Here is a 21,498-nt window from a genome sequence, read left to right as displayed (position 1 = left end):
TTGTCAACGGCCATGACGAAATACGGGCCACCACGAAATACTGGGAGCCGAGGAGCAGCCATGTCATACCAGCCCACTCCCGCGGACAAGTTCACCTTCGGTCTGTGGACCGTCGGCTGGCAGGGCCGCGACCCGTTCGGTGACGCCACCCGCCCCGCCCTCGACCCGGTGGAGTCGGTCACCCGTCTCTCGGAGCTCGGCGCCCACGGCGTCACCTTCCACGACGACGACCTGATCCCGTTCGGCGCCTCGGAGAGCGAGCGCGACGGCCACATCAAGCGCTTCAGGCAGGCCCTTGACGCCACCGGCATGGTCGTTCCCATGGCCACCACCAACCTCTTCACCCACCCGGTCTTCAAGGACGGCGCCTTCACGGCCAACGACCGCGACGTCCGCAGGTACGCCATCCGCAAGACCATGCGGAACATCGACCTGGCCGCCGAGCTCGGCGCGCAGACCTATGTGGCCTGGGGCGGCCGCGAGGGCGCCGAGTCGGGGGGCGCCAAGGATGTGCGCGCCGCCCTCGACCGGTTCAAGGAGGCGTTCGACCTGCTGGCCGACTACGTCACCAGCCAGGGCTACGCGCTGCGCTTCGCCCTCGAGCCCAAGCCGAACGAGCCGCGCGGCGACATCCTGCTGCCCACCGTCGGGCATGCCCTCGCCTTCATCGAACGCCTGGAGCGCCCCGAGCTGTTCGGCGTCAACCCCGAGGTCGGCCACGAGCAGATGGCCGGGCTCAACTTCCCGCACGGCATCGCCCAGGCGCTGTGGGCGGGGAAGCTCTTCCACATCGACCTCAACGGGCAGAACGGCATCAAGTACGACCAGGACCTGCGCTTCGGCGCCGGTGACCTGCGCTCGGCGTTCTGGCTGGTCGACCTGCTGGAGACGGCCGGGTACGAGGGCTCGCGGCACTTCGACTTCAAGCCGCCGCGCACCGAGGACATCGACGGCGTGTGGGCCTCCGCCGCCGGCTGCATGCGGAACTATCTGATCCTCAAGGAGCGCGCCGCCGCCTTCCGCGCCGACCCGGCCGTGCGGGAGGCGCTGCGCGCCTCGCGCCTCGACGAGCTGGCCGCGCCGACCCTGGAGCCCGGCGAGACCGCGGCGGCGCTGCTCGCGGACCGCTCGGCGTTCGAGGACTTCGACCCGGACGTCGCGGGCCGGCGCGCCATGGCGTTCGAGGCCCTGGACCAGCTGGCGATGGATCACCTCCTCGGCGTCCGCCCGTGAATCGGTGACTGGCGTCGGCCGCCGCCGCGGCGGCCGGTCGTCGCGGGCCGGTCGACGACCGCCCGGCCATGGCCAGGCGCCCCCGGCCGCCTCGCGCGGCCGGGGGCGCCCCGTGTCACGCGGCGCGTGAGCGGCGGCGGGCCGTCATCAGCGCCAGTCCCGCCACGATGAGGGCCACCCCGGCCCACGCGAGCCCGCCGAGCCGCTCGCCGACCACCACGACCCCGAGCGCCGCGGCCACCACCGGCTCGAACAGCGAAAGCGTGGTCGCCGTGCTCGCCGACACCCGGGCGAGGCCCGCGCCGAACAGCGCATACGCCAGCCACATCGGCACCACCGCCAGATAGGCGACGACGGCCACGCCGCGCGGCTCGCCCACCAGCGGCCCGCCCGTCGCCATCAGCACCGGCAGCAGCACCGTCGCGGCCAGCCCGAACAGCACGCCCATCGACGCCCGCGACGAGTGCCCGCGCCGGATGAGGCGGGCCCCGGCACAGGCGTAGGCCGCGTAGGAGGCCCCGGTCAGCAGACCGAGCGCCACACCGGCCGCCATCCGGTCGCCGCCCCCGTCGACGGGCCCGCCCGCGACCAGCGCGAGGCAGCCCGCGCCCGCGCAGGCCGTCGCCCCGAGCCAGCGGCCCGTCAACCGGGCGCCGTCAAGGGTGCGTTCGAGCAGCGCGGCCACGACGGGCGCGCTGCCGATGGAGACCACCGTGCCCACCGCGACGCCCGCCCAGGCCATCGAGGTGTAGAAGGCCAGCGGGTAGACGACGACGCACAGCGCGCCGAGCAGCGCGCAGCGCAGCGCCTCGGCGCCGCCCCGCAGCACGGCGAGCGCGGAGCGCCCCGCCGTGGCGAAGGTGAGAAGCCCGCCGACGCCCATGGTGGCGGCGCCTATCGACAGCGCGGACGCCGCCTCGGGCGCGAGGTGCGCGGCCGTGCCCGTGGTGCCCCACAGCGTGGCGGCGGCCAGCACGAGGGGCGCCCCTCCCACGGGGGAGAGGGTGGGCGAGGGCAGGGGTGAGGACAGGGAAGAAGAAGACATGCGGGACGTCCTGCTCCGTTGAGTTCCGGGGGAAGAGGGCTCAGCGGGAGGGCGCGCCAGGGTGGGGCCCCGGCTCACCGCGTGGCGGGAGCGGGCCCGTTGCCGTCAGGTCGTGGAAGACCGGCGAAGCGCGGACGTCGCGCCGCGCGCCCTCAGCGGGCGACCGGCGGCGGGGTGACGGTATGCCAGTAGGACGGTCCCATGAGCGGCAGCATAGCCCAGGCGGGCGATCAGCCGCCGGGGGAGCACCAGGAGCGCAGCAGCCGCGCCAGCTCGGTCGGCCGCTCCTCGTGCAGGAAGTGCCCCGCGCCCTCCCAGAGGACGACGCGGGAGCGCGGATGCGCGGGTAGGGAGCGTTCCCAGGCGGCCGCGGCGGCGGAGGAGTGCACGGCGAGCGTCGGGCAGCGCCGCCGCCGCAGATACACCTCGGCCGCCGAGCGCAGCCCGAACGCCCCCCGCGCCAGATACATCCCCTCCCGATAACGGGCCAGGACCCCGGGATCCATCGCGGCCAGCAGGCCCTCGTGCCTGCGGCGCAGCGCGGGCGGCGTGGCCTCGGCGAACTTGTCGGCCAGCGCCCTGACCGCCCACGCCGTGCCCTCCCGCAGCAGCGCCTCCTGCTCCGCCGCCGCCCGGGCCGCCGCGTCGGCGCCGTCGCCGCCGTACCCGGTGGCCAGCGTCACCACCGAGTGGACCAGGCGCGGGTGCTCCACGGCGAGCGCGCCCGCGACCTGCCCGCCCATCGAGTGGCCGACCGCGATCACCGGGCCCGTGCCCAGGTCCCGCAGCCACGCGGCGAGATCGGCCGCCACCTCGCGGGGCGCGCAGCGGTCGGGCCGGTCAGGCGTGCCGCCGTGCCCCGGCAGGTCGGGCACGAGCAGCCGGTGGTGGGGGCTCAGCAGGGGCAGCAGCGCGGCCCAGTCCTCGCCGTCGCAGCTCCAGCCGTGCAGCAGCAGCAACGGCGCCCCACCGCCGGGGGGCGTGCCGGTGTCCACCGCGGCGGGCCGGAAAACGTCGGGCACGGTCAAGCTCTCGCTCCTCACGCCGACTGCCTCGGGGTCCGCGATCGGCTCGCCCCGCGACGATTCTGCCCGGTGCCTCACCTGCGGCCGCGGCCGACCGAGGCGAGCGCGCCCTCGAGGGCGAACGTCGCGGCGCCGAGGCTCACGGGGTTGACCCGGATCGGGCTGAGCACGATCTCCGTGCTCTCCAACGGGCGGCTCAGCGCGTGCCGGGCCACCGCCGCGCGGGCCTCGTCGAGCAGCGGGGTGCCGAGCGCCCTGGCCACCCAGCCGGTCAGGATGATCACTTCGGGGTCGAGCAGGTTGACCAGATCGGCGAGCGCCGCGCCCAGATAGCCGCCGGTCTCCGCGAACACCCGCGCCGCCACCGGGTCGCCCGCGCCGTGCGCGCGGGCCAGCCGGTCCACGGTGGCCGTCTGGTCCTCCTCGCTCAGCAACGGGCTCCCCGCGTCGATCTCGCGCAGCGTCCGCATGATGCCGGGGGCGCCGACATAGCTCTCGACGCAGCCGTGCCGCCCGCAGTGGCAGGGCCGCCCGTCGAGCACCAGCTGGGTGTGGCCCCACTCGCCCGCGCTGTTGGACGCGCCCCGGTGCAGCGCGCCGCCCAGCGCGAGCCCGGCGCCCACGCCCGTCCCGAGGTTGACCACCACGGCGTCCTCGTGGCCGCTGGCCGCGCCGAACCACAGCTCGGCGACCAGGCAGGCCCGCATGGGGTTGTCCAGATAGAGCGGCGACGGCACCTCGCCGGAGAGGAGGTCGAGCAACGGGACGTCGTGCCAGCCCCAGTTCGCCGCGTAGACCGAGACGCCGCCCTCCCGGTCCACCATCCCCGGCATGCTGATGCCCGCGCCGAGCAGCGGCCCGCGGGTCGCCGCCCCGGCGGTGGCGGCGCGCACGGCGCCGCCGATGCGGCGGACCAGCGCGGCCGGGGCGTGGTCGCGCGGGTACAGCTCCTCATGGGCGCGGGCCAGGGTGCGTAACGTGAGGTCCACGACCTCGACATGGACATAGGTCTCGGCGACGTCCACGCCGATCAACGCGCCCCCCTCGGGGTTCACCGCGAGGAGCCCGCGGGGGCGCCCGCCGCCCGAGTCCTCGAACCCGGCGTCCACCAGCATCCGTTGGTCGAGCAGCTCGCCGACCAGGGTCGCCACCGTGGCCGGGCTCAACCCCGTCGCCTCGGCGAGGCGGGGCCTGGAGGCGGGGGAGTCGGCGATGGCCTGGCGCAGCACGCGGTAACGGTTCGCCGTGCGGATGTCCCGTGAGGTCGTCCGCACGTCACTCGCCGCCGTCGTCCTTGCCCTTCCTGCGGAACCAGCGGCGCTTGCGCCGCCGCGCCGGCCGCTCGCCGCGCCGTCCGCCGCCATGTATCCAGCCCGCGGGCGGGTCGTCGGAGCGCCAGGGCTGCGGGGCGGGGCCCCCGTCCTTCCAGCGCTCCCTCAGCATGCGGGTCCGCGCGGTGGGCTCCCGCACCTCGGCGTCCCGCACGAAGCTCTCGTCCAGCACGACGTCGTCCCACTCGTCGCGCTCGGGGCCGTCCTGCCCCTTCGGCTCGGTCCCCACGGGCCTGCCCCCTCCGTCTTCCGTCGGCGCGCACACTCCGTCCCAAGGTGAACGCCGCGGGGGCCGTGGTGGTTCCACGTCCCCCGCGGCCGAAGCCGGCGAGCGGCGGGAGACTACGAGGACGTCTCCGAGGCGTTCGCCGCGGCCTCCTCCTTCTCCCGCTCCTTGCGGCTGGCCCGCAGGCTGGTGATCGTCGTCACCACGAGCACGAGGCAGATCACGCCGAGCGAGACCGGCGTGCTGATCTCCGGCACATGCACCCCGGACTCGTGCAGCGCGTGCAGCACCAGCTTCACGCCGATGAAGCCCAGGATGATCGACAGGCCGTAGGAGAGGTGCACCAGCTTCTTCAGCAGCCCGCCGATCAGGAAGTACAGCTGCCGCAGGCCCATCAGCGCGAAGGCGTTGGCGGTGAAGACGATGTACGGGTCCTCGGTCAGGCCGTAGATGGCGGGGATCGAGTCGAGCGCGAAGAGGATGTCGGTGCTGCCGATGGCCAGCATCACGATCAGCATCGGGGTGATCAGCCGACGGCCGTTCTCCTTGATCACCAGCTTGGTGCCGTGGTACCGGTCGGCGGTCGGGAAGCGCTTCTCGACCATCTTCAGGAAGCGGTTCTCCTCGTACTCGTCCTCCTCGTCGGACTGCGCCTCCTTGATCAACTTCCAGGCGGTCCAGATGAGGAACGCGCCAAAGATGTAGAACACCCAGGAGAACGACGCGATCAGCGCCGCGCCCGCCGCGATGAACAGGCCGCGCAGCACCAGCGCGATCAGCACACCCACCAGCAGCACCCGCGACTGGTACTTCGCGGGAACGGCGAACTTGGTCATGATCAGCACGAACACGAAGAGGTTGTCCACACTGAGCGACTTCTCCGTGACATAGCCGGCGAAGAACTCACCGCTGGGCGTGCCACCTTCGAAGATCAACAGGCCGATGCCGAACATCACGGCCAGGGCGACCCAGATGGCGGACCATGTACCGGCCTCCTTGAGCGACACTTCGTGGGGCTTGCGCCCGAAGAAGAAGTCGACGGCGATCAGTGCGCAGAGCACCGCCACCGTGAGTAGCCACATGGTCAACGAGACGTCCACTGTTCCTCCGGTCATCCGACGTGTGTCACGGGAATTGCCTTGGCGCGGCGTGGAGGGCGGGCGCTATGGTCCCCCTCCATGACCGCTTCCACCAGCGCGCACCCACGATTCGCCGCCGCCCTCGCGGAACGAGGGCTCGACGGCACGGAGATGCGCGCCTTCTCCGAGGCGACCCGTACCGCGGCACAGGCGGCCCAGGCGCTCGGGTGCAAGCTTAATCAAATAGTAAAGTCGCTGGTGTTCGAGGCGGATAAGGAACCGATTCTGGTCCTGATGAACGGCGCGTCCCGGGTGGACACCGAGCTGGTCCGCCGCGAGCTGGGCGCCGCCAGGGTCCGCCGCGTCGACGCCGACACCGTGCGCGCGGTCACCGGGTACGCGATCGGCGGGGTGCCGCCGTTCGGCCATGTCACCGCCCTGCGTACCCTGGCCGACCGCGGGCTGCTGGCCCACGACACGGTCTGGGCCGCCGCGGGCACCGCCCACACGGTGTTCCCGCTCCCCCCTGCCACCCTGATCGCCCACGCCGGGGCCGTTCCCGCGGACGTGGCCGAACACGGGGAGTGACCCCGGGGCGCGAGCGGAAAACCGGATGCCGGGGCTCCCGCCCCGCGGGCGCCGTCGCCTCGGGCGGGGCGCTCTGCCACGCGCTCGTCGTCCCCCGACTCGGCTATCTCATCGACCGCTTCGGCCAGCGCCTGGTGCTGCGCCTGCTGGCGCTCGGATTCGGCGCCGCGGGCACGCTGTTCGCCGTCGCCGCCCGGCTCGACGCCCTGGGGCGCGCGCGGTGGAGCCATCTCGCGGGCGGCGACCCCGGCGGGACGCTGCTGACGACGTGCGGGGCACCGGCACCCGCGCCATGGCCGTGCCGGGCCTGCGGCTGATGTGCGCGGTGTACGTGTGCACTGCGGCGATGTTCGCGGGCTGGGAGCTGAGCACCCTGGCGTTCATCGAGGAGTTCGGCTCGCCCTGGCAGGTCGGCGCCGTCATGGCCACCTACGCGCTCGGCGGCGCCACCGGCGGCCTGTGGTCGGCGCGCGCGAGTGGTCGATGCCGCTCGACCGCCGTTTCCTGCTGGCCATCGTGGGCTGGCTGGGGACCTACTCGTTCTTCTCGGGGCTGCTGATCGCGCCCACCATCATCGCCGGGTACAGCCTGGTCAGGCAGGGCGTGCCCGCGGAGTCGCTGACCGAGGGGATGGCCTGGCTCGTGATCGAGGCCCACGGGGCGCGCTGGGGCTACGCGTTCACGCTGGCGTGCGGCGGCGGCGCGCTGGTCGTCGGTGCCCTCGGAACGCGCCTGCTGCGACAGCTCGCCGCCCCCCGGCTCGACCGCGCCGCCTGAACGACCGGCCCCGCGGAGGCCGTTCGGACCCTTGCGCTCACCCCTTCGTGCTCAGACCCTCGTGGCGTCAAGCGGCAGATCCGCCCACACCACATGGCCTGGCTCGGCCTCCCTGGGCCGCACGCCCCACACCTTCGCCAGGGCGCACACGAGCAGGAGGCCTCGGCCGCCCTCCTCGTCGTCCCCGGCCTGGCGCGGCGCCTGCCGGGGGCCCAGCCCGTCGCTCGCGACCGCGACCCGGAGCAGCGGCCCCAGGATCCGCAGCTCGCAGCCGACGCTCTCGCTCTCGGTGTGCCGCAGCGCGTTGGTGACCAGCTCGGAGATCACCAACTGGGCGTTGTCACACGCCTCCACGGGCGCGCGCCACTGCTTCAGCTGCCGGCGCGTGAGACGACGCGCCTCCGCGGCCGACGTGTCCACGGCGGGCAGCCTGAACCGCAGATGCCCGTGCGTCAGCACGGCGGACGCGGGCCGCGTCATGGGCTGAGCGTGCGAGGAGGAAGCCACGACACCACTGTGCTGGGTGGCCGTCTCATCCGGCAAGAGCCAACCTGCAAATTACAGAATCACCGATGCAGCCTGTCGCGGCCGCTGACGTCATGGCAGACTCCTCGGTGAAGGCGGCGGTCGAGGGGGTGACGGTGGCAGGAGGACAGGTGAGCGGCGCGGCCACCGTCCTGCGGCTCGTCCTGGGACGGCGTCTCCAGGACCTGAGGGACGCCGCCGGGATCTCCTTCGAGGAGGCCGGCAGGGCCCTCGATGTGACACATGCCACGATCCGGCGGATGGAGAAGGCTCAAGTCGGGCTCAAGGTGCCCTATGTGGAGAAGCTCCTCCACATCTACGGGGTCACCGACCCGCAGGAGGTCGACGCCTTCCTCGACCTCGTCCGCGAGGCCAACAGGCCCGGCTGGTGGCACCGTTACCGCGACGTCCTGCCCGACTGGTTCTCCGCGTTCGTCAGCCTCGAGGCCGAGGCCGACCAGATCCGCGCGTACGAGCCGCACTACGTCCCCGGGCTCCTCCAGACCGAGGCGTACGCCGCCGCCGTCCTGCGCGCCGGGATGCCGCACGCGCACGCGAACGAGATCGACAGGCTCGTGGCGCTGCGCCTCGCCCGCCAGGAGCTGCTGGCCCGCAAGCAGCCGCCGCTGCTCTGGGTCGTGCTCGACGAGACCGTGCTCCGCAGGCCCATCGGCCGCCCCACCGTGATGCGCGCGCAGATCACCCACCTGATCGACTCCGTGGCGTCGGCGCCGCACGTCAGACTCCAGATCATGCCGTTCTCCGCCGGGCTGCACCCGGCGATGTACGGGCCGTTCCACCTCTTCCGCTTCCCGCTCGCCGAGCTCTCCGACGTCGTCTGCGCGGAGAGCCTCGTCGGCGCCGCCTACTTCGACCAGCGTGACGATGTGTCGACCTTCAGGGAGGCACTTGACCGCATGTGCGCGCAGGCCGCGCCCGTACACCGCACCGAGGCCATCCTCAGTGGGATTCGTAAGGAGATCTGAGCCATGGATCGCGTCTACAACGGCATGCCCGCCACGCAGTTGGGCGTGGAGGGCTGGCGGAAGCCCTGGAGCGGGGGGAACGGCGGCAGCTGCATCGAGGCGATGCGGCTGCACGACGGCAGGGTGGCGCTCCGTCAGTCGACGGACCCCGACGGGCCCGCGTTGATCTGCACGGTCCACGAGATCCAGCACTTCATCCAGGGGGTCAAGTCGGGCGAGGCGGACTTCCTCCTCGCCAGGTCAGGGGGGACCGGCACGGTGCCCGTCCACGGGGGGACGGACACCGTGCCGGTAGGTCACGGACACAGAGACGGAGCAGGGTGTGAGTGAAGAGGGCTTCTCGGCCGATCAGATCGACACGAGCAGGGCGCACCCGGCGCGGATGTACGACTACTACCTCGGCGGTCAGGACAACTACGAGGTGGACAGGGCCGCGGCCGAGCGCGTCATCGAGCTGCTCCCCGACATCAGGCTCGCCGCCAGGGAGAACCGGAGCTTCATGCACCGGGCGACCCAGGCCATCGCCCGGCGCGGCATACGCCAGATCATCGATGTCGGCACGGGCATACCCACCTCGCCCAACACCCATGAGATCGCCCGCGCGATCGACCCCGAGGTGCGCGTCGCCTATGTCGACAACGACCCGATCGTCAGCACCTACGCGGGAGCCAAGCTCGTCAACGACGGGAACGCCGCGTTCGCCCTCGCCGACCTGCGCGACCCCAAGGCCGTCATCGAACACCCGGCGATCGCCGACCTGATCGACTTCGAGCAGCCTGTGGCCCTTCTGCTGGTCGCGATCCTGCACTTCATCGACGACTCCGCCGACCCCAAGGGCCTGGTCCAGGCGCTCACCGAGCCGCTGGCGCCCGGGAGTTGCCTCGTGCTCAGCCATGGCACCCGTGACCTCCACCCGCCCGAGCGGCTGGCCGCCGTCGGCGAGGTCTACCGGGGCTCCACCTCGACGCTGACGCTGCGGAGCAGGGCGGAGATCCTGTCGTTCTTCGACGGCTTCGACCTGATCGACCCGCCGGGGCTGGTGCAGCCGCCGTTCTGGGCGCCCGAGGCGCCGGTGCCCGACGACCCGATGCTGCGCGGCCTCGGCTTCTACTGCGCGGTCGGCGTCAAGCGCTGAGGAACGCTCGCCGTTCGGGCGGCCGGGGGGCCGCCCGAACGGCGTCCCTCACGCCCCCTTCACCTCGGAGAACGCCAGCGAGAAGCGGGCCGGGGCGGCGTTCAGGTGGTACTGGGGCAGCGGGCCAGGGCCGCAGGACTGGCTGCCGATGCCGTGCTGGGCGTGGTCGAGGGTGACCCACACGGTGTCGCCCGGCACCAGGTCGGGCGTGTGCTCGGCGGCGTGCAGCTGCCCGCTGGTCCAGCGCCGTGCCGTCAGCCAGAACGGCTCGGGATCCGCGGTCACCCGCAGGCCCGTGCCGCCGTCCGTGCGGAGCTCGGCCCAACGGACGTCCGCTCGGGCGCCGTTCTCCTGGGGCCGGACATAGGGCGTCTGCATCGCGTCCACCGGGAGCTCGTAGCGGCCGAGTGCCGAGGCGGCGCGGGTGTCGGGGTATGCCTCGCCTGGCCCGCCGCCGAACCAGGTGACCTGCCCGAACGTGGCGGGCAGGCCGAGCAGCAGGCCGAGGCGCGGCAGCGGGCAGGGCCAGTCGCCCTGGGGGGTGACCGTGACGGTCAGCCGCAGCTCGTCCTCGGTCGCCGTCCAGCGGTAGTCGGTGAGCAGCCCCAGATCGCTCGCGGCGGGGGCGACCCTGGTGCGCACGGTCAGCGACGCGCCGTCGGCGTCCACGGCGTCGACGCGGTGGCGCATCCGGTGCAGGCCGATCTCCTGCCAGCGCACGCCGTGCCGCGCGTCGGACTGCCAGGGCGCGCCGAGGTCGTTGTCGGTCGGCGCGCGCCACACGTCGAGGCGCGGGGGCGCGTCGATGGCCAGGCCGCCGAGCCGGGTGAGGGCGCCGGACGCGGGGTCGAAGACGCCGGGGCCGAGCGCGATGCCCTCATCGGCGCGGGCCGGGGCGACGAGCGCGCCCGTGCCGCGCCGCCGCTCGGGGGGCGTCGCGGTGCCGGGGACCGGCAGCTGGCCCCAGGCGACGAGGTGGCCCTCGGCGGCCCAGGGCAGGGTCCTGGCCAGCGTCGCGCGCACGGTCCACACGGCCTCGCCCGACAGGTCGCTCTCGGGGTGCTCGGGGAGCGCGAGCTCGGCGGACGCGCCGGGCGCGAGCGCCGGTACCTTCAACTCCCCCTCGGCGACGTGTTCGCCTTCGATGGCGTAGGTCCAGGTGAAGGTGAGGTGGGAGAGGTCGGTGAAGTCGTGGCCGTTGGTGAGGGTGACCGTGCCGTTCGCCGGGTCGCCGGTGATGTGGACGGGCTCGATGACCTTCTTGTACTCGACGAGCCCGGGGGAGGGGGTGCGGTCGGGGAAGAGAAGGCCGTCGCAGACGAAGTTGCCGTCGTGGAGTTCCTCGCCGAAGTCGCCGCCGTAGGCGAAGTAGGTCTTTCCGTCCTCGGTCCGCTTGGGCAGGCCGTGGTCGATCCACTCCCAGACGAAGCCGCCCTGGAGGCGCTCATGGGTCTCGAACAGCCGCTGGTAATCGCTGAGTCCGCCGGGTCCGTTGCCCATGGCGTGGGCGTACTCGCACAGGATGAACGGGAGCGCGCGCCGGCGCGCGTCCGCCCGCGGGTCGGGCAGGGGCTCCTCGGCGCGCCGCCCGATCAGCTCGACCTCGGCGTGCGAGGCGTACATCCGCGAGTAGAAGTCGCTGTCGGGGTACGCGCGGTCGTTCTCGTAGTGCACGGCGCGTGAGGGGTCGCGTTCGCGGATCCACGCGCTCATCACGCCGAGTCCTGGGCCGGAGCCGCACTCGTTGCCCAGGGACCAGATGACGACCGAGGGGTGGTTCTTGTCGCGCTCGACCATGCGCCGGGCGCGGTCCAGCAGGGCGGGGGTGAAGCGGTCGTCGGCCACGGGGTTGCCGCGCCAGTCCTCCAGCTCGCAGAAGCCGTGGGTCTCCAGGTCGCACTCGTCGATGACCCACAGGCCGAGCTCGTCGCAGAGGTCGAGGAAGGCGGGGTGCGGGGGGTAGTGGCTGGTGCGGACGGCGTTGATGTTGTGCTGTTTCATCAGGAGGATGTCGCGCCGCATGGTCTCCAGGTCGAGGGCGCGGCCGGTCTCCGGGTGGAACTCGTGGCGGTTGACGCCGCGGAAGAGGACGCGGCGGCCGTTGGCCTTGAAGAGGCCGTCCTCGAGGGTGAGGGTGCGGAAGCCGACGCGCAGGGGGATGCGTTCGCCCTCGGTGGCCAGCTCGGCCTGGTAGAGGCGTGGGGTCTCGGCGGTCCAGGGCTCGACGGGCAGGGAGCGTTCCTCGCCGGTGGGCAGGTCAAGGCCGAGTTCGGGGACGGTGACCCGGCCGCCGGGGACGCAGTCGACGCGGAGGGTGCCCTGGCCTGTGGTGTGGTCGTATCCGGCGTGCACGAAGAAGTCGGCGGCGGCCTGCTCGGGGCGGTGCAGGAGGGTCACGTCGCGGAAGATGCCGGGCAGCCACCACATGTCCTGGTCCTCGAGGTAGCTGCCGGCGGACCACTGGTGGACGCGGACGGCCAGGACGTTGCCCTCGCGGCGCAGGAGGTCGCCGACGGCGAACTCGTGGGGCAGGCGGCTGCCTTGGAACGTGCCGAGCTCGCGGCCGTTGAGCCAGACGCGGGCGCAGGACTCCACGCCGTCGAAGCGCAGGACGGCCTCGCCGTCGGTGGGCCACCGCTCGGGCAGGTCGAAGACGCGGCGGTGGTCCCCCGTGGGGTTCTCGGTCGGGACGCGGGGCGGGTCGATCGGGAAGGGGTAGCGGACGTTGGTGTAGGCGGGCGCGCCATGGCCCTGGAGGACCCAGTGGCCCGGCACGGTGACCTCCTGCCAGTCCGTGGTGTCGGCCCCGTCCTGGGTGAAGGCGGTGTCGGCGCCCTCGGCGGTGGCGGACAGGCGGAACGCCCAGGGGCCGTCGAGGGAGAGCCGGGCGGCGTCGGAAGTGGCGTACCAGGCGCGGGCGGGCAGCGTCCCGCTGCCGGGGGACGGGTCCTCGTAGTAGGGGAGCCGGGCGTCCTCGGGCCGGGTGTCCATGGATCTCCTCTGGCGTGCGGGAGCGAGCGGGGGCTTCTTCGATGTTGATATCTGTGCCCCGTTGTTCGATCACGCTAGATCGGTACGCGGCTTCGGACAACCCCTTCTGAAAGCCGAGGGCGCGACGGGGGGGGGGGGGCCGACACCTCGTCCGCGCCCCGTCGTTCTCGTTCATGAATCCGTAACGCTCTTGGCATGGACATAACTTGCCGGGGGTAAGGCGCCCTTTGCATCACCAGTCCCCCCAACCTCAACGGGAGAATCCATGAAGCTGCGCCGCTCCTTGGCGCTGGCCGCCACCGCGGCCGTCGCCATCGGCGTGTCCGCCCTCGGCCCCGCGTCGGCAACGGCCCAGGAGGCCGCCGCCGTCGACTATGTGGCCCTGGGCGATTCCTACTCCTCCGGCGTCGGTGCCGGAAGCTACGACGAGGCGAGCGGCGACTGCCGCCGCAGCACCGTCGCCTACCCGGAGCTCTGGGCCGCGGCGAACGCCCCCACATCGTTCGCCTTCCCCGCCTGCTCCGGCGCGACCACCGCCGACGTCCTCGACAGCCAGCTCGGGTCGCTCGACGCGGCGACCACCCTCGTCAGCATCAGCATCGGCGGCAACGACGCCGGGTTCGCCGACGTGATGACGACCTGTGTGCTCCAGGGCACCGACGCCTGCCTGTCCGCGGTGGGCACCGCCACGTCGTTCATCGACGCCGAACTGCCCGGGCGGCTGGACACCGTATACGGCGCGATCAGCGGCGGTGCCCCCAACGCCCAGGTGGTCGTGCTCGGTTACCCGCGCATCTACCAGCTCGACGGCGACTGCGCCTTCGGCATCAGCGAGGAGTCACGGGCCGCCATCAACAGCGCCGCGGACGCGCTGCACGACGTCACCAGCGCGGCGGCGGCGGGCCACGGCTTCGCGTACGGCGACGTGCGGCCCGCGTTCACCGGGCACGAGATCTGCTCGGGCGACGAGTGGCTCAACAGCACGACGCTGCCGGTCGTCGACTCCTACCACCCCAACGCCGCCGGGCAGTCGGGCGGTTACTACGCGGTGATGGAGTCGCTGGCCTGACATCGCCTCACTCCGGGGGCTCCTGAGCCTTCGGCGTCTTCGGTGGGCCCGCCGTCGGCCCGGCCGCCCGTGCGGCGGCCAGGGCCGCGGCGGGGTCCGCCTCCCCGGGCCCCGCGGGCCACCAGCGCCCGCCGTCCCTCGTGAACGGCCACCACAGGCCGTCCGCCGCGCAGCGCAGCTGCGCCCCCTCGCCCACGACGGTCCAGCGGTTGCCGGTGGCCCGCAGGGCGGGGCGCGCGTCGGCGGCCGTCCAGGCGTCGGTCAGCTGCGCGCGGGCGCGCGCCGACGCGGGCGCGGCCTCCTCGTCCCACGCCGCGAGCCCCGCGGGGCCGCCCACCTCCCACGCGCGCACCGCCGTCGCGAACTCCCGTGCCCCGCGCCCCCGGGCGCGCGCCAGGCGCGCCGCGATCCCGCCCGGCGGCCGACCCGTCGCCACCATCCTGACCGCGTCATCGGCCTCGGTCAGCGGCGCGGCGGGCGTCGTCGTCGCATGCCGCGGCGCCAGCGCCTCGGCCAGCATCCGCGCGGCCCGCCGCGCGGCGTCCGCCACCAGGAACTCCAGCGCCTCGACGTCGAGTCCGGGCGCGGGCGGGGTGCCGCCGCGCAGCGCGGGCCCGGTGCCTGGCTCGGTGACCAGCGGCGGGGGAGGCGGCAACGGCGGCGCCGCGCGCCGCCCGTACACCTCGGCCGCCGGCTCGCCCGCGGGCGCCCGCCCATGCGCGGGCGCGCGACCAGGCGCGTGAGCCCCTTCCGCGCGCGCCGCGCTGCGCCGTTGCAACTCCTCGGTCAACTCCCGCTCCGCGCGCCCCCGCAGGAGCAGCAACAGGAACGGGTCGGCGTCCAGCAGCCGCGCCACGTGATAGCACACGGCCGCCGTGTGCGTGCAGTGGTCCCACTCGCCGCACTCGCACTCGGGGTCGAGGTCGCCCACCCCGGGCAGCAGGTCGACGCCGGCCAGCTCCGCGTCCTCCACGAGCCGCGGCGGCATCTCCCGGTCGAGCAGCGCGGCGATGTGCCCGGCCTCCGCGGTCGCCGCGTCGAGCAGCCGGTCCCACTCGGGCGCCGAAAGCCGCCGCAGCAGCACGTCCGCGCGCAGCCGGGTGCCGTCAGCCTGCCGCACCACGGCGGTCAGCCGCCCGGGCCGCACCGAGACGGCGCCGACCGCGCCCGCCCTCGCGTGCCTGCGGCCCTGCCTGAGCCGTTCGCCCTCGAGCGCGCTGTCCTCGAGGGCCTTGAGCCAGCTCCGCCCCCACCACGTGGTGGCGAACCCACGGCCGCGCGCGGGCGGCAGGGCCTCGAAGACCAGCTCGTCCTCGGCGTTCCCGCCGACCGTTCCGCCCACCGTTCCGCTCATCGCTCGCTCCCCAGGCGCTCGGCCCCGCGCAGCGTCACGAGGTCGGCGAGCTCGGCGTCGGACAGCTCGGTGAGGGCGGACTCACCCGAGCCCAGCACCGAGTCGGCGAGGGCGCGCTTCCGTTCAAGGAGCGTTGCGATCCGATCCTCGATCGTGCCCTCGGCGATCAGCCGGTGCACCTGAACGGGCCGGTCCTGACCGATGCGATACGCGCGGTCGGTGGCCTGGGCCTCGACGGCGGGGTTCCACCAGCGGTCGAAGTGGACCACGTGCTCGGCGCGGGTGAGGTTGAGCCCGGTGCCCGCCGCCTTGAGCGACAGCAGGAACACCGGCACCTCACCGGCGGAGAACGCCCTGACCATCTCATCGCGCCGCGCCACCGGCGTCCCGCCGTGCAGCAGCAGGGTGGCCACGCCCCGGTCGGTCAGGTGCGCCTCGAGCAGCCGCGCCATCCGCACGTACTGCGTGAACACCAGCACGCTCGCGCCCTCGGCCAGGATCGCGTCGAGCAGCTCGTCGAACAGCTCGAGCTTGCCCGAACGGCCGCCGAGCCGCGGCCCTTCGCGCTCCTCGCCGCGCTTCCCCGGCGCGGAGTGCTCCTCCTTGAGGTGCTCCTCCTTGAGGTACTGCGCCGGGTGGTTGCAGATCTGCTTGAGCGACGTGAGGAGCCCGAGCACCCGGCCGCGGCGCGCGACCCCGTCCGCCTCGGCGACGGCGGCGAGGCCCTCGCGCACCGCGGCCTCGTAGAGCCCCGCCTGCTCCACGGTGAGCGCGACCGCCAGGTCCGTCTCGGTCTTGGGCGGCAGCTCGGGCGCGATGCCGGGGTCGGACTTGCGGCGGCGCAGCAGGAACGGGCGGATCAGCCGGGACAGCCGCTCGGCCGCGGCGGGGTCGGTGCCGCCCTCGACGGCGTCGGCCCAGCGCGCGCGGAAGTCGGGGAGGCGTCCGAGCAGCCCGGGGGTGGTCCAGTCGAGGACTGACCACAGCTCCGAGAGGTTGTTCTCGACGGGGGTGCCGGTGAGCGCCACGCGCGCCCTTCCTTGGATCGTCCGCAGCTGCCTCGCGGTGGCGGAGAACGGATTCTTCACGTGCTGCGCCTCGTCGGCCACCACCAGGCCCCAGTCCGCGGCCGAGGCCAGCAGGGCGGCGTCGCGGCGCATCGTTCCATAGGTGGTCAGCACGAACTCGCCCTCGGCGAGGTCGGCCAGGTCCCGCGCCGCGCCGTGGTGGCGGCGCACGGGGGTGCCGGGCGCGAACGCCCCGATCTCGCGCTGCCAGTTGCCGAGCAGCGAGGCCGGGCAGACCACGAGCGTCGGCCCCGCGGTGGCGGGCGCGGCCTGCCGGTGCAGGTGGAGCGCGATCAGGGTGATCGTCTTGCCGAGGCCCATGTCGTCCGCCAGGCAGCCGCCGAGGCCGAGGGAGGCCATGCGGTGCAGCCAGGTGAGGCCGCGCAGCTGGTAGTCGCGCAGCGTGGCGTTCAACGCGGCGGGCTGGGCGACCGGTTCGGGCTCGGGCGCCTCGGGGTCGGCCAGCCGGTCCCGGAGGGCGCGCAGCCAGCCCGTCGTGGTGACCTCGACGCGCTCGCCCTCGACCTCGGCGGCGCCGGTGAGGGCGGCACCGAGCGCGTCGAGCGCCGTCAGCTTGCCGTCCTGCCGGTCGAGCGCGCGGCGCACCTCGTCGGGCGCCACCAGGACCCACTGGTCGCGCAGCCTGACCACGGGTCGCCCGGCCTCGGCGATCCGGTCGAGGTCCGCGCGGCTCAGCTCGGCGCCGCCGAGCGCGAAGCGCCAGTTGAAGCCGAGCAGTGCGCCGGGGGAGAGCAGCGAGGGCAACGCCGACCCTGGCCGTTCCGCCCGCCGCTCGTCGCCGCCGACCTCGGCCCGCGCGGTCAGTCCGCGGATCAGCTCCCTGGGCCAGTGCACCTGGACGCCCGCCGCGCCGAGCGCACGGGCGACCGGGGCGCCGAGCAGCTCGCCGATCTCCTCGTCGGCCAGCTCGACCGCGTCGGGGACGGCGGCGGAGAGCAGGGGCGTCAGCGGCTCCCACGCCGCCGCCGCGCGGCGCAGCGCCAGCAGCGCGTCGGCGCGGGCGCGCGGCCCGAAGGCGTCCGCCGCGGGCGAGCCGCCCGACCACACGTCGGCGGCGTCGGCGAGGACGGCGGGGTCGCCGAGGCTGTGCAGCTGGACCACGGCGCGGAACACCGGCGCGGGGCCGCCGAGCCCCCCGACCTCGACGCGCAGCGAGACGCGGACCCCCGCGTCGTGCCCTGCGGCCACCGCCTGGGCCCAGGGCCGCTGCCGCGGCAGCCGCTGTGGCGCCCTCGCGGCGAAGGCGGGGCCGTCCGCGGCGAGCGCGGCGGCCGGGGTGCGCGGCAGTCCGTCGGCGACGGCGTCGAGGAACGCGCGCAGCAGCGCGGCGGCGGCCGGAAGCAGCGGCCCGCCGTCCTCGCCGGGCTCGGGCAGGGGAACGGCCCTGGCGTGCGGGGGCATGGCGTCGGCGAGGGCGCGCAGCCGCTCGGCGTCGGCGGCGTCCAGGGGGCCGAGCCGCCAGGCGTCGTGGTCGGCCGCGCTGAGCCCGGGCAGGAGCCGTCCGCGCGCGGCGAGTTGGAGGGCGAGCACGGCGGCGGCGCCCCAGTGGGCCGCGGCGGCGTCGGCCCCCGACCCCGCGGCGCGGGCCCGGGTCAGCACGGGCAGCGCCTCGGCCACGGGGAGGGCGACGGCGGGCACGGTCCGCGTGGTGACGGGGCGGGCGGCGGCGCCGGGGTGGTCAGGGTCGTCGGGACGGTCCGGGTCGTCCGGGTCGGGGAGCGCGACGGTCAGCTCCTCGTTCGGCTCCTCGCCCGGCACGGGTGGTGCGCCGTCGGGGCGCCAGAAGGCGACGCGGGAGGCGCGGGGCGGGTCGGCCGGGAGGAAGACGGCGGCGCAGCCGCCGAGGGCGGCGAGACGGGCGGGGGCGTTCGGGCTCGTGGGCACGGCTCTGACGCGCTCCTCAAACTTGACTAGCCAGGGGCGGCGGCCGAGGATACCTCAGGAGGGGGGCGTTCCGGAAATGGTGGTGAGGAAGTGGGGCCAATGGGCACATTTTTAGGGGGGCTGAGTACACCCCCAAGTCGGGTGCTGCGGCCATGGCGCAGCCGGGGGCGCGCTTTCTAGGTTTCAGGGGACGGATCCACCGACCCATCCCGGAGAGACCATGCCCCAGGCTTCAGCCGATGTCGCCGTTACCGCTCCTCCGCGCCAACGGGACAAGCCCGCGGACGAATTCTCCCCGCTCCTACGGGAGATAAAGGGGCAATCCCTCCTTCACCGGCGCTTTGGCTGGTACACGGCGGGTATCGTGTTCAACTCCGTGGTGCTCGCCGCGCTCGTGGTCGGGATCCTGCTGGTCGGCGACTCGTGGTGGAACCTCCTGCTGGCCGTTCCGCTGGCGCTGTTCTCGACGCGCACGGCGTTCTTCGGCCATGACGCGGGCCACTCCCAGATCGCCTCGACGCGGCGCACGAACCGCCTGCTCGGCCTGTGGCACGGCAATCTCCTGCTCGGCATGAGCTCCGCGTGGTGGAACGACAAGCACAACCGGCACCACGCCAACCCGAACCACGTCGACAAGGACCCCGACGTCGGCGAGGGCGTCCTGGTCTGGACGCAGATGCAGGCCGAGAAGCGCGAGGGCGTCTACCGCTGGCTCACCCGCAACCAGGCGTGGCTGTTCTTCCCGCTGCTGCTCCTCGAGGGCTTCGCGCTGAAGGTCGCCAGCTTCCGCATGGTCTTCTCCAGGGAGGGCTGGGAGCGCCAGGGCCGCGCCCGCGCCACGGAGATCACGCTGCTCGCCGTGAACCTCGTCGCGTACGTCACGCTGCTCGCCGTCGCCATGTCGCCCGGCAAGGCCGTGCTGTTCGCGCTGATCCACCACATGCTCTTCGGGCTCCACCTCGGCTGCGTCTTCGCGCCCAACCACAAGGGCATGGAGATGCCCGACCCGGACGCCGAGCAGCGCTGGGGCCACCTGCGGCGCCAGGTCCTCACGTCGCGCAACGTCCGCGGCGGCTTCGTCACCGACTGGATGATGGGCGGGCTCAACTACCAGATCGAGCACCACCTCTTCCCCAACATGCCGCGCCCGAACCTGCGGCATGCCCGGCCCACGGTCCAGCGCTACTGCGAGGAGAACGGCCTGTCCTACGCCGAGACCGGGCTCGTCGACTCCTACCGCCAGGCGCTGCGCCACATGTACGACGTGGGCGAGCCGCTGCGGCAGGACTGAGGCGCGAGCGGGGCGCGGCAGGGGCGACCGCGAGATCGACAGGGGGCGACAGGGGGCGACACGGGGGGAGGACCGGCGGTCCGGGTCGGGGATCCGCCGGGACGATTCACCACGGAACGGAATCGCGGGGGCGGACGTTCATTCATCGGGCGGCGCCCCTGCCGCCCTACAGGAGGAGGTGTCGACCATGTCCCGTGGTGCGAAGATCGCCGTCGGCGGGGTGGCCGTTGGCCTGGTGCTGTGGATCCTGACGAACTTCTGGATCGCGGCCCTGGTGATGCTCGGCGTCCCGGCGGCGGCCTATCTCCTGCTCGACCCCGCCCAGCGAAGGCGGCTGCGACGGGTCGGGCGCAAGGAGCTCGGTCGCTGATTTTTCCGGGGGGCCGCGCCCTCATGTTCGACCCGGTGGCTCAGCTCACCGGATGAAACGGTACCGTCCCTTCCGGATAGCGGTACCGCACAGGTGGTTGCCCACAGCCTCTTCCTGGGGAAGGCTGACACAGCAGTCGCCTTACGAGAAGGGGGAGCTGGGGATGGCACTGAGCACCACGCTTGACTGGCTGCTGGACGATCTGGCGCAACGGCTGCCGCGTGTGCGGCACGTTCTGCTGCTGTCGAGCGACGGATTGGTCACGTCGGTGAGTCGAGGGCTCAAGCGCAGCAGCGCCGAGCACCTGGCCGCCGTCGCCTCGGGGCTGCACAGCCTTGCCAAGGGGGTCGGGGAGCACTTCAAGGCCGGGGACGTCCGGCAGACCATGATCGAGTTCGACGACGGCGTCCTCTTCGTCACGGCCGCGGGAGACGGCAGCTGCCTGTGCGTGCTGGCCGGCGCCGACGCGGACATCGGGCAGGTCGGCTATGAGATGACCCTCCTGGTGAACAAGGTGGGCGAGCACATGGGACTGGCGGCCAGGGACCTCTCCTGATCGCTCCCCGCGAGCACTTTCCGTGAGAGTTGACTACGGAGGGTTGCGAAGGGCGGGATCTCGTGGCACTCTGATTACTGACAGTGATCAGGGCTGCTTCGGGAGGATCCCATGTCCGCGTCTCACGCCACCACCGCGACGACGACCATGACGACCGCGACGACCGCGCAGACGGCCGCGCATCAGGTCGCGACGACCGCGACCGCCCGGCGTCAGGGCGAGTCCGTCGCCGTCCGCCGGGCGGCCCAGGAGCTGGGCCTGCGCCCCGCCGAGCTCGACGCCGCCGTCCGGCTCGGCCAGGTGGTCACGGTGGGCTCCCGCATCCCCTGGCGCCGCCAGGTGCCGCGCTCCGAGCTCGACAGGCTCCGCTCGGACGACGGCTTCCCCGCCGCCCTCAGGGAGCGCTCCCTCCTGGTGAACGCGACGGCCGGCGCCCGGCTGATGGGCATCGCGCCAGGCCGCCTCGCCCGGCTGGCCCGCTGCGGCTGCTTCAGCCCGGTCGACGTCCGGCTGAATCGCCACCGGGTGATCGTCTGGCGGTATGTCGCGGCCGAGTTGAAGACCTTCGCCCGCGAGTCCCCCGCGCTGCTCAGCGGGCCCGTCCCCGACGAGATGCGACGCGCGCTGGCGGCCGGGAGGGATGTCCGCCCACGCCGCTGGCGGCACCGCCGCACCGCACAGCTGGTCCGGCAGGCCACGACCGCCTGGCAGCGGGCGGCCGCCTTCGCCGCCGTCCTCGAGCCACCCACCCTGGCGTTCGACGTCCCTGACCCTGGCGAGCGCGCCCTGCTGTGCCGCCTCCGCCCACCACTGATCGACCCGCCGCTGGCCGCCGAGCACGCCGATGTCGTCGGCGCGTTGCTCACCGCGAGCGATCCCGAGGAGGCCCGCGCCTATCGCACGCGGCTGCGCGCCGCCCTGGCCGAGGCGCGCGAGGGATGAGCG

The 21,498-nt window shown here is 73.7% G+C and carries 20 protein-coding genes and 1 pseudogene; 12 read left to right on the top strand and 9 right to left on the bottom strand.

The window, feature by feature from the left end:
• The first annotated feature begins 60 nt into the window (after positions 1-60).
• The gene (xylA, locus tag D7318_RS23480) at positions 61-1,233 is read left to right on the top strand and encodes a xylose isomerase (protein WP_120699178.1); all 1,173 of its coding nucleotides are present in this window, start codon (positions 61-63) and stop codon (positions 1,231-1,233) included.
• A 115-nt stretch (positions 1,234-1,348) separates the two neighbouring features.
• Here the strand turns inward: xylA and D7318_RS23475 are convergent, their stop codons facing one another.
• The 5 genes from D7318_RS23475 to D7318_RS23455 all read right to left on the bottom strand — a co-directional run bounded on the left by D7318_RS23475 (position 1,349) and on the right by D7318_RS23455 (position 5,960).
• Positions 1,349-2,278 (bottom strand): DMT family transporter, encoded by a 930-nt coding sequence (locus D7318_RS23475; RefSeq protein WP_120699177.1) that lies wholly within the window; start codon positions 2,276-2,278, stop codon positions 1,349-1,351.
• 230 nt (positions 2,279-2,508) lie between these two features.
• The gene (locus D7318_RS23470; RefSeq protein ID WP_230424007.1) at positions 2,509-3,300 is read right to left on the bottom strand and encodes an alpha/beta fold hydrolase; all 792 of its coding nucleotides are present in this window, start codon (positions 3,298-3,300) and stop codon (positions 2,509-2,511) included.
• 77 nt (positions 3,301-3,377) lie between these two features.
• A complete protein-coding gene (locus D7318_RS23465; protein ID WP_120699175.1) occupies positions 3,378-4,577 on the bottom strand; it encodes an ROK family protein in 1,200 nt (399 codons plus the stop codon).
• Between the two features lies 1 nt (position 4,578).
• Entirely contained in the window at positions 4,579-4,863 is a 285-nt protein-coding gene (locus tag D7318_RS23460; protein ID WP_120699174.1) for an SGM_3592 family protein, read from the bottom strand.
• Between the two features lie 113 nt (positions 4,864-4,976).
• A complete protein-coding gene (locus D7318_RS23455) occupies positions 4,977-5,960 on the bottom strand; it encodes a TerC family protein (RefSeq protein ID WP_120699173.1) in 984 nt (327 codons plus the stop codon).
• Positions 5,961-6,038: 78 nt separating this feature from the next.
• Here D7318_RS23455 and D7318_RS23450 point away from each other — a divergent pair, with 78 nt between their 5' ends.
• From D7318_RS23450 to D7318_RS23440, 3 genes are all read left to right on the top strand, one after another.
• Positions 6,039-6,527, top strand: coding sequence for a YbaK/EbsC family protein (locus D7318_RS23450; RefSeq protein WP_120699172.1), 489 nt, complete (start codon positions 6,039-6,041; stop codon positions 6,525-6,527).
• The gene (locus D7318_RS23445; RefSeq protein ID WP_120699171.1) at positions 6,524-6,844 is read left to right on the top strand and encodes a hypothetical protein; all 321 of its coding nucleotides are present in this window, start codon (positions 6,524-6,526) and stop codon (positions 6,842-6,844) included. Before D7318_RS23450 ends, D7318_RS23445 begins: the two co-directional genes overlap by 4 nt.
• Before the next feature lie 142 nt (positions 6,845-6,986).
• Positions 6,987-7,304: a hypothetical protein gene (locus D7318_RS23440; protein WP_120699170.1), complete on the top strand. Its 318-nt coding sequence runs from the start codon at positions 6,987-6,989 to the stop codon at positions 7,302-7,304.
• A gap of 51 nt (positions 7,305-7,355) precedes the next feature.
• Here the strand turns inward: D7318_RS23440 and D7318_RS23435 are convergent, their stop codons facing one another.
• On the bottom strand, positions 7,356-7,784 hold the full coding sequence (locus D7318_RS23435; RefSeq protein ID WP_120699169.1) for an ATP-binding protein: 429 nt from the start codon (positions 7,782-7,784) through the stop codon (positions 7,356-7,358).
• A gap of 119 nt (positions 7,785-7,903) precedes the next feature.
• On the opposite strand from D7318_RS23435, the gene D7318_RS23430 reads away from it, so the two are divergent.
• The 3 genes and pseudogenes from D7318_RS23430 to D7318_RS23420 all read left to right on the top strand — a co-directional run bounded on the left by D7318_RS23430 (position 7,904) and on the right by D7318_RS23420 (position 9,950).
• On the top strand, positions 7,904-8,815 hold the full coding sequence (locus tag D7318_RS23430) for a helix-turn-helix domain-containing protein (protein WP_120699168.1): 912 nt from the start codon (positions 7,904-7,906) through the stop codon (positions 8,813-8,815).
• 3 nt (positions 8,816-8,818) lie between these two features.
• A pseudogene (locus tag D7318_RS23425) lies at positions 8,819-9,052 on the top strand (DUF397 domain-containing protein); the annotation flags it as partial.
• 85 nt (positions 9,053-9,137) lie between these two features.
• Positions 9,138-9,950 (top strand): SAM-dependent methyltransferase, encoded by an 813-nt coding sequence (locus D7318_RS23420; protein WP_230424001.1) that lies wholly within the window; start codon positions 9,138-9,140, stop codon positions 9,948-9,950.
• Between the two features lie 48 nt (positions 9,951-9,998).
• On the opposite strand, the gene D7318_RS23415 is transcribed toward D7318_RS23420, so the two are convergent.
• Entirely contained in the window at positions 9,999-12,941 is a 2,943-nt protein-coding gene (locus tag D7318_RS23415) for a glycoside hydrolase family 2 TIM barrel-domain containing protein (RefSeq protein WP_120699167.1), read from the bottom strand.
• 265 nt (positions 12,942-13,206) lie between these two features.
• On the opposite strand from D7318_RS23415, the gene D7318_RS23410 reads away from it, so the two are divergent.
• Positions 13,207-14,010 (top strand): SGNH/GDSL hydrolase family protein, encoded by an 804-nt coding sequence (locus D7318_RS23410; protein WP_120699166.1) that lies wholly within the window; start codon positions 13,207-13,209, stop codon positions 14,008-14,010.
• Positions 14,011-14,017: 7 nt separating this feature from the next.
• Here D7318_RS23410 and D7318_RS23405 read toward each other — a convergent pair whose 3' ends face one another.
• Entirely contained in the window at positions 14,018-15,364 is a 1,347-nt protein-coding gene (locus D7318_RS23405; RefSeq protein WP_230424000.1) for an SWIM zinc finger family protein, read from the bottom strand.
• Entirely contained in the window at positions 15,361-18,336 is a 2,976-nt protein-coding gene (locus tag D7318_RS23400; protein WP_120699165.1) for a DEAD/DEAH box helicase, read from the bottom strand. Before D7318_RS23400 ends, D7318_RS23405 begins: the two co-directional genes overlap by 4 nt.
• Positions 18,337-18,556: 220 nt before the next feature.
• Between D7318_RS23400 and D7318_RS23395 the strand changes: the two genes are divergently transcribed.
• The 4 genes from D7318_RS23395 to D7318_RS23380 all read left to right on the top strand — a co-directional run bounded on the left by D7318_RS23395 (position 18,557) and on the right by D7318_RS23380 (position 21,495).
• Positions 18,557-19,627 carry a fatty acid desaturase family protein gene (locus D7318_RS23395; protein WP_120699164.1) on the top strand — a complete coding sequence of 357 codons (1,071 nt, stop codon included), beginning with the start codon at positions 18,557-18,559 and terminating at the stop codon, positions 19,625-19,627.
• Between the two features lie 187 nt (positions 19,628-19,814).
• Positions 19,815-19,997: a hypothetical protein gene (locus tag D7318_RS23390; protein WP_120699163.1), complete on the top strand. Its 183-nt coding sequence runs from the start codon at positions 19,815-19,817 to the stop codon at positions 19,995-19,997.
• A 163-nt stretch (positions 19,998-20,160) separates the two neighbouring features.
• Positions 20,161-20,553, top strand: a complete 393-nt coding sequence (locus D7318_RS23385; protein ID WP_120699162.1) for a roadblock/LC7 domain-containing protein — start codon at positions 20,161-20,163, stop codon at positions 20,551-20,553.
• Between the two features lie 111 nt (positions 20,554-20,664).
• Positions 20,665-21,495: a DUF6397 family protein gene (locus D7318_RS23380; RefSeq protein WP_120699161.1), complete on the top strand. Its 831-nt coding sequence runs from the start codon at positions 20,665-20,667 to the stop codon at positions 21,493-21,495.
• Positions 21,496-21,498: the final 3 nt, after the last annotated feature.

Origin of the sequence: Streptomyces radicis (assembly GCF_003626575.1) — a bacterium.
GTDB lineage: Bacteria > Actinomycetota > Actinomycetes > Streptomycetales > Streptomycetaceae > Streptomyces > Streptomyces radicis.
This window is presented reverse-complemented; position numbering and strand designations above follow the sequence as displayed.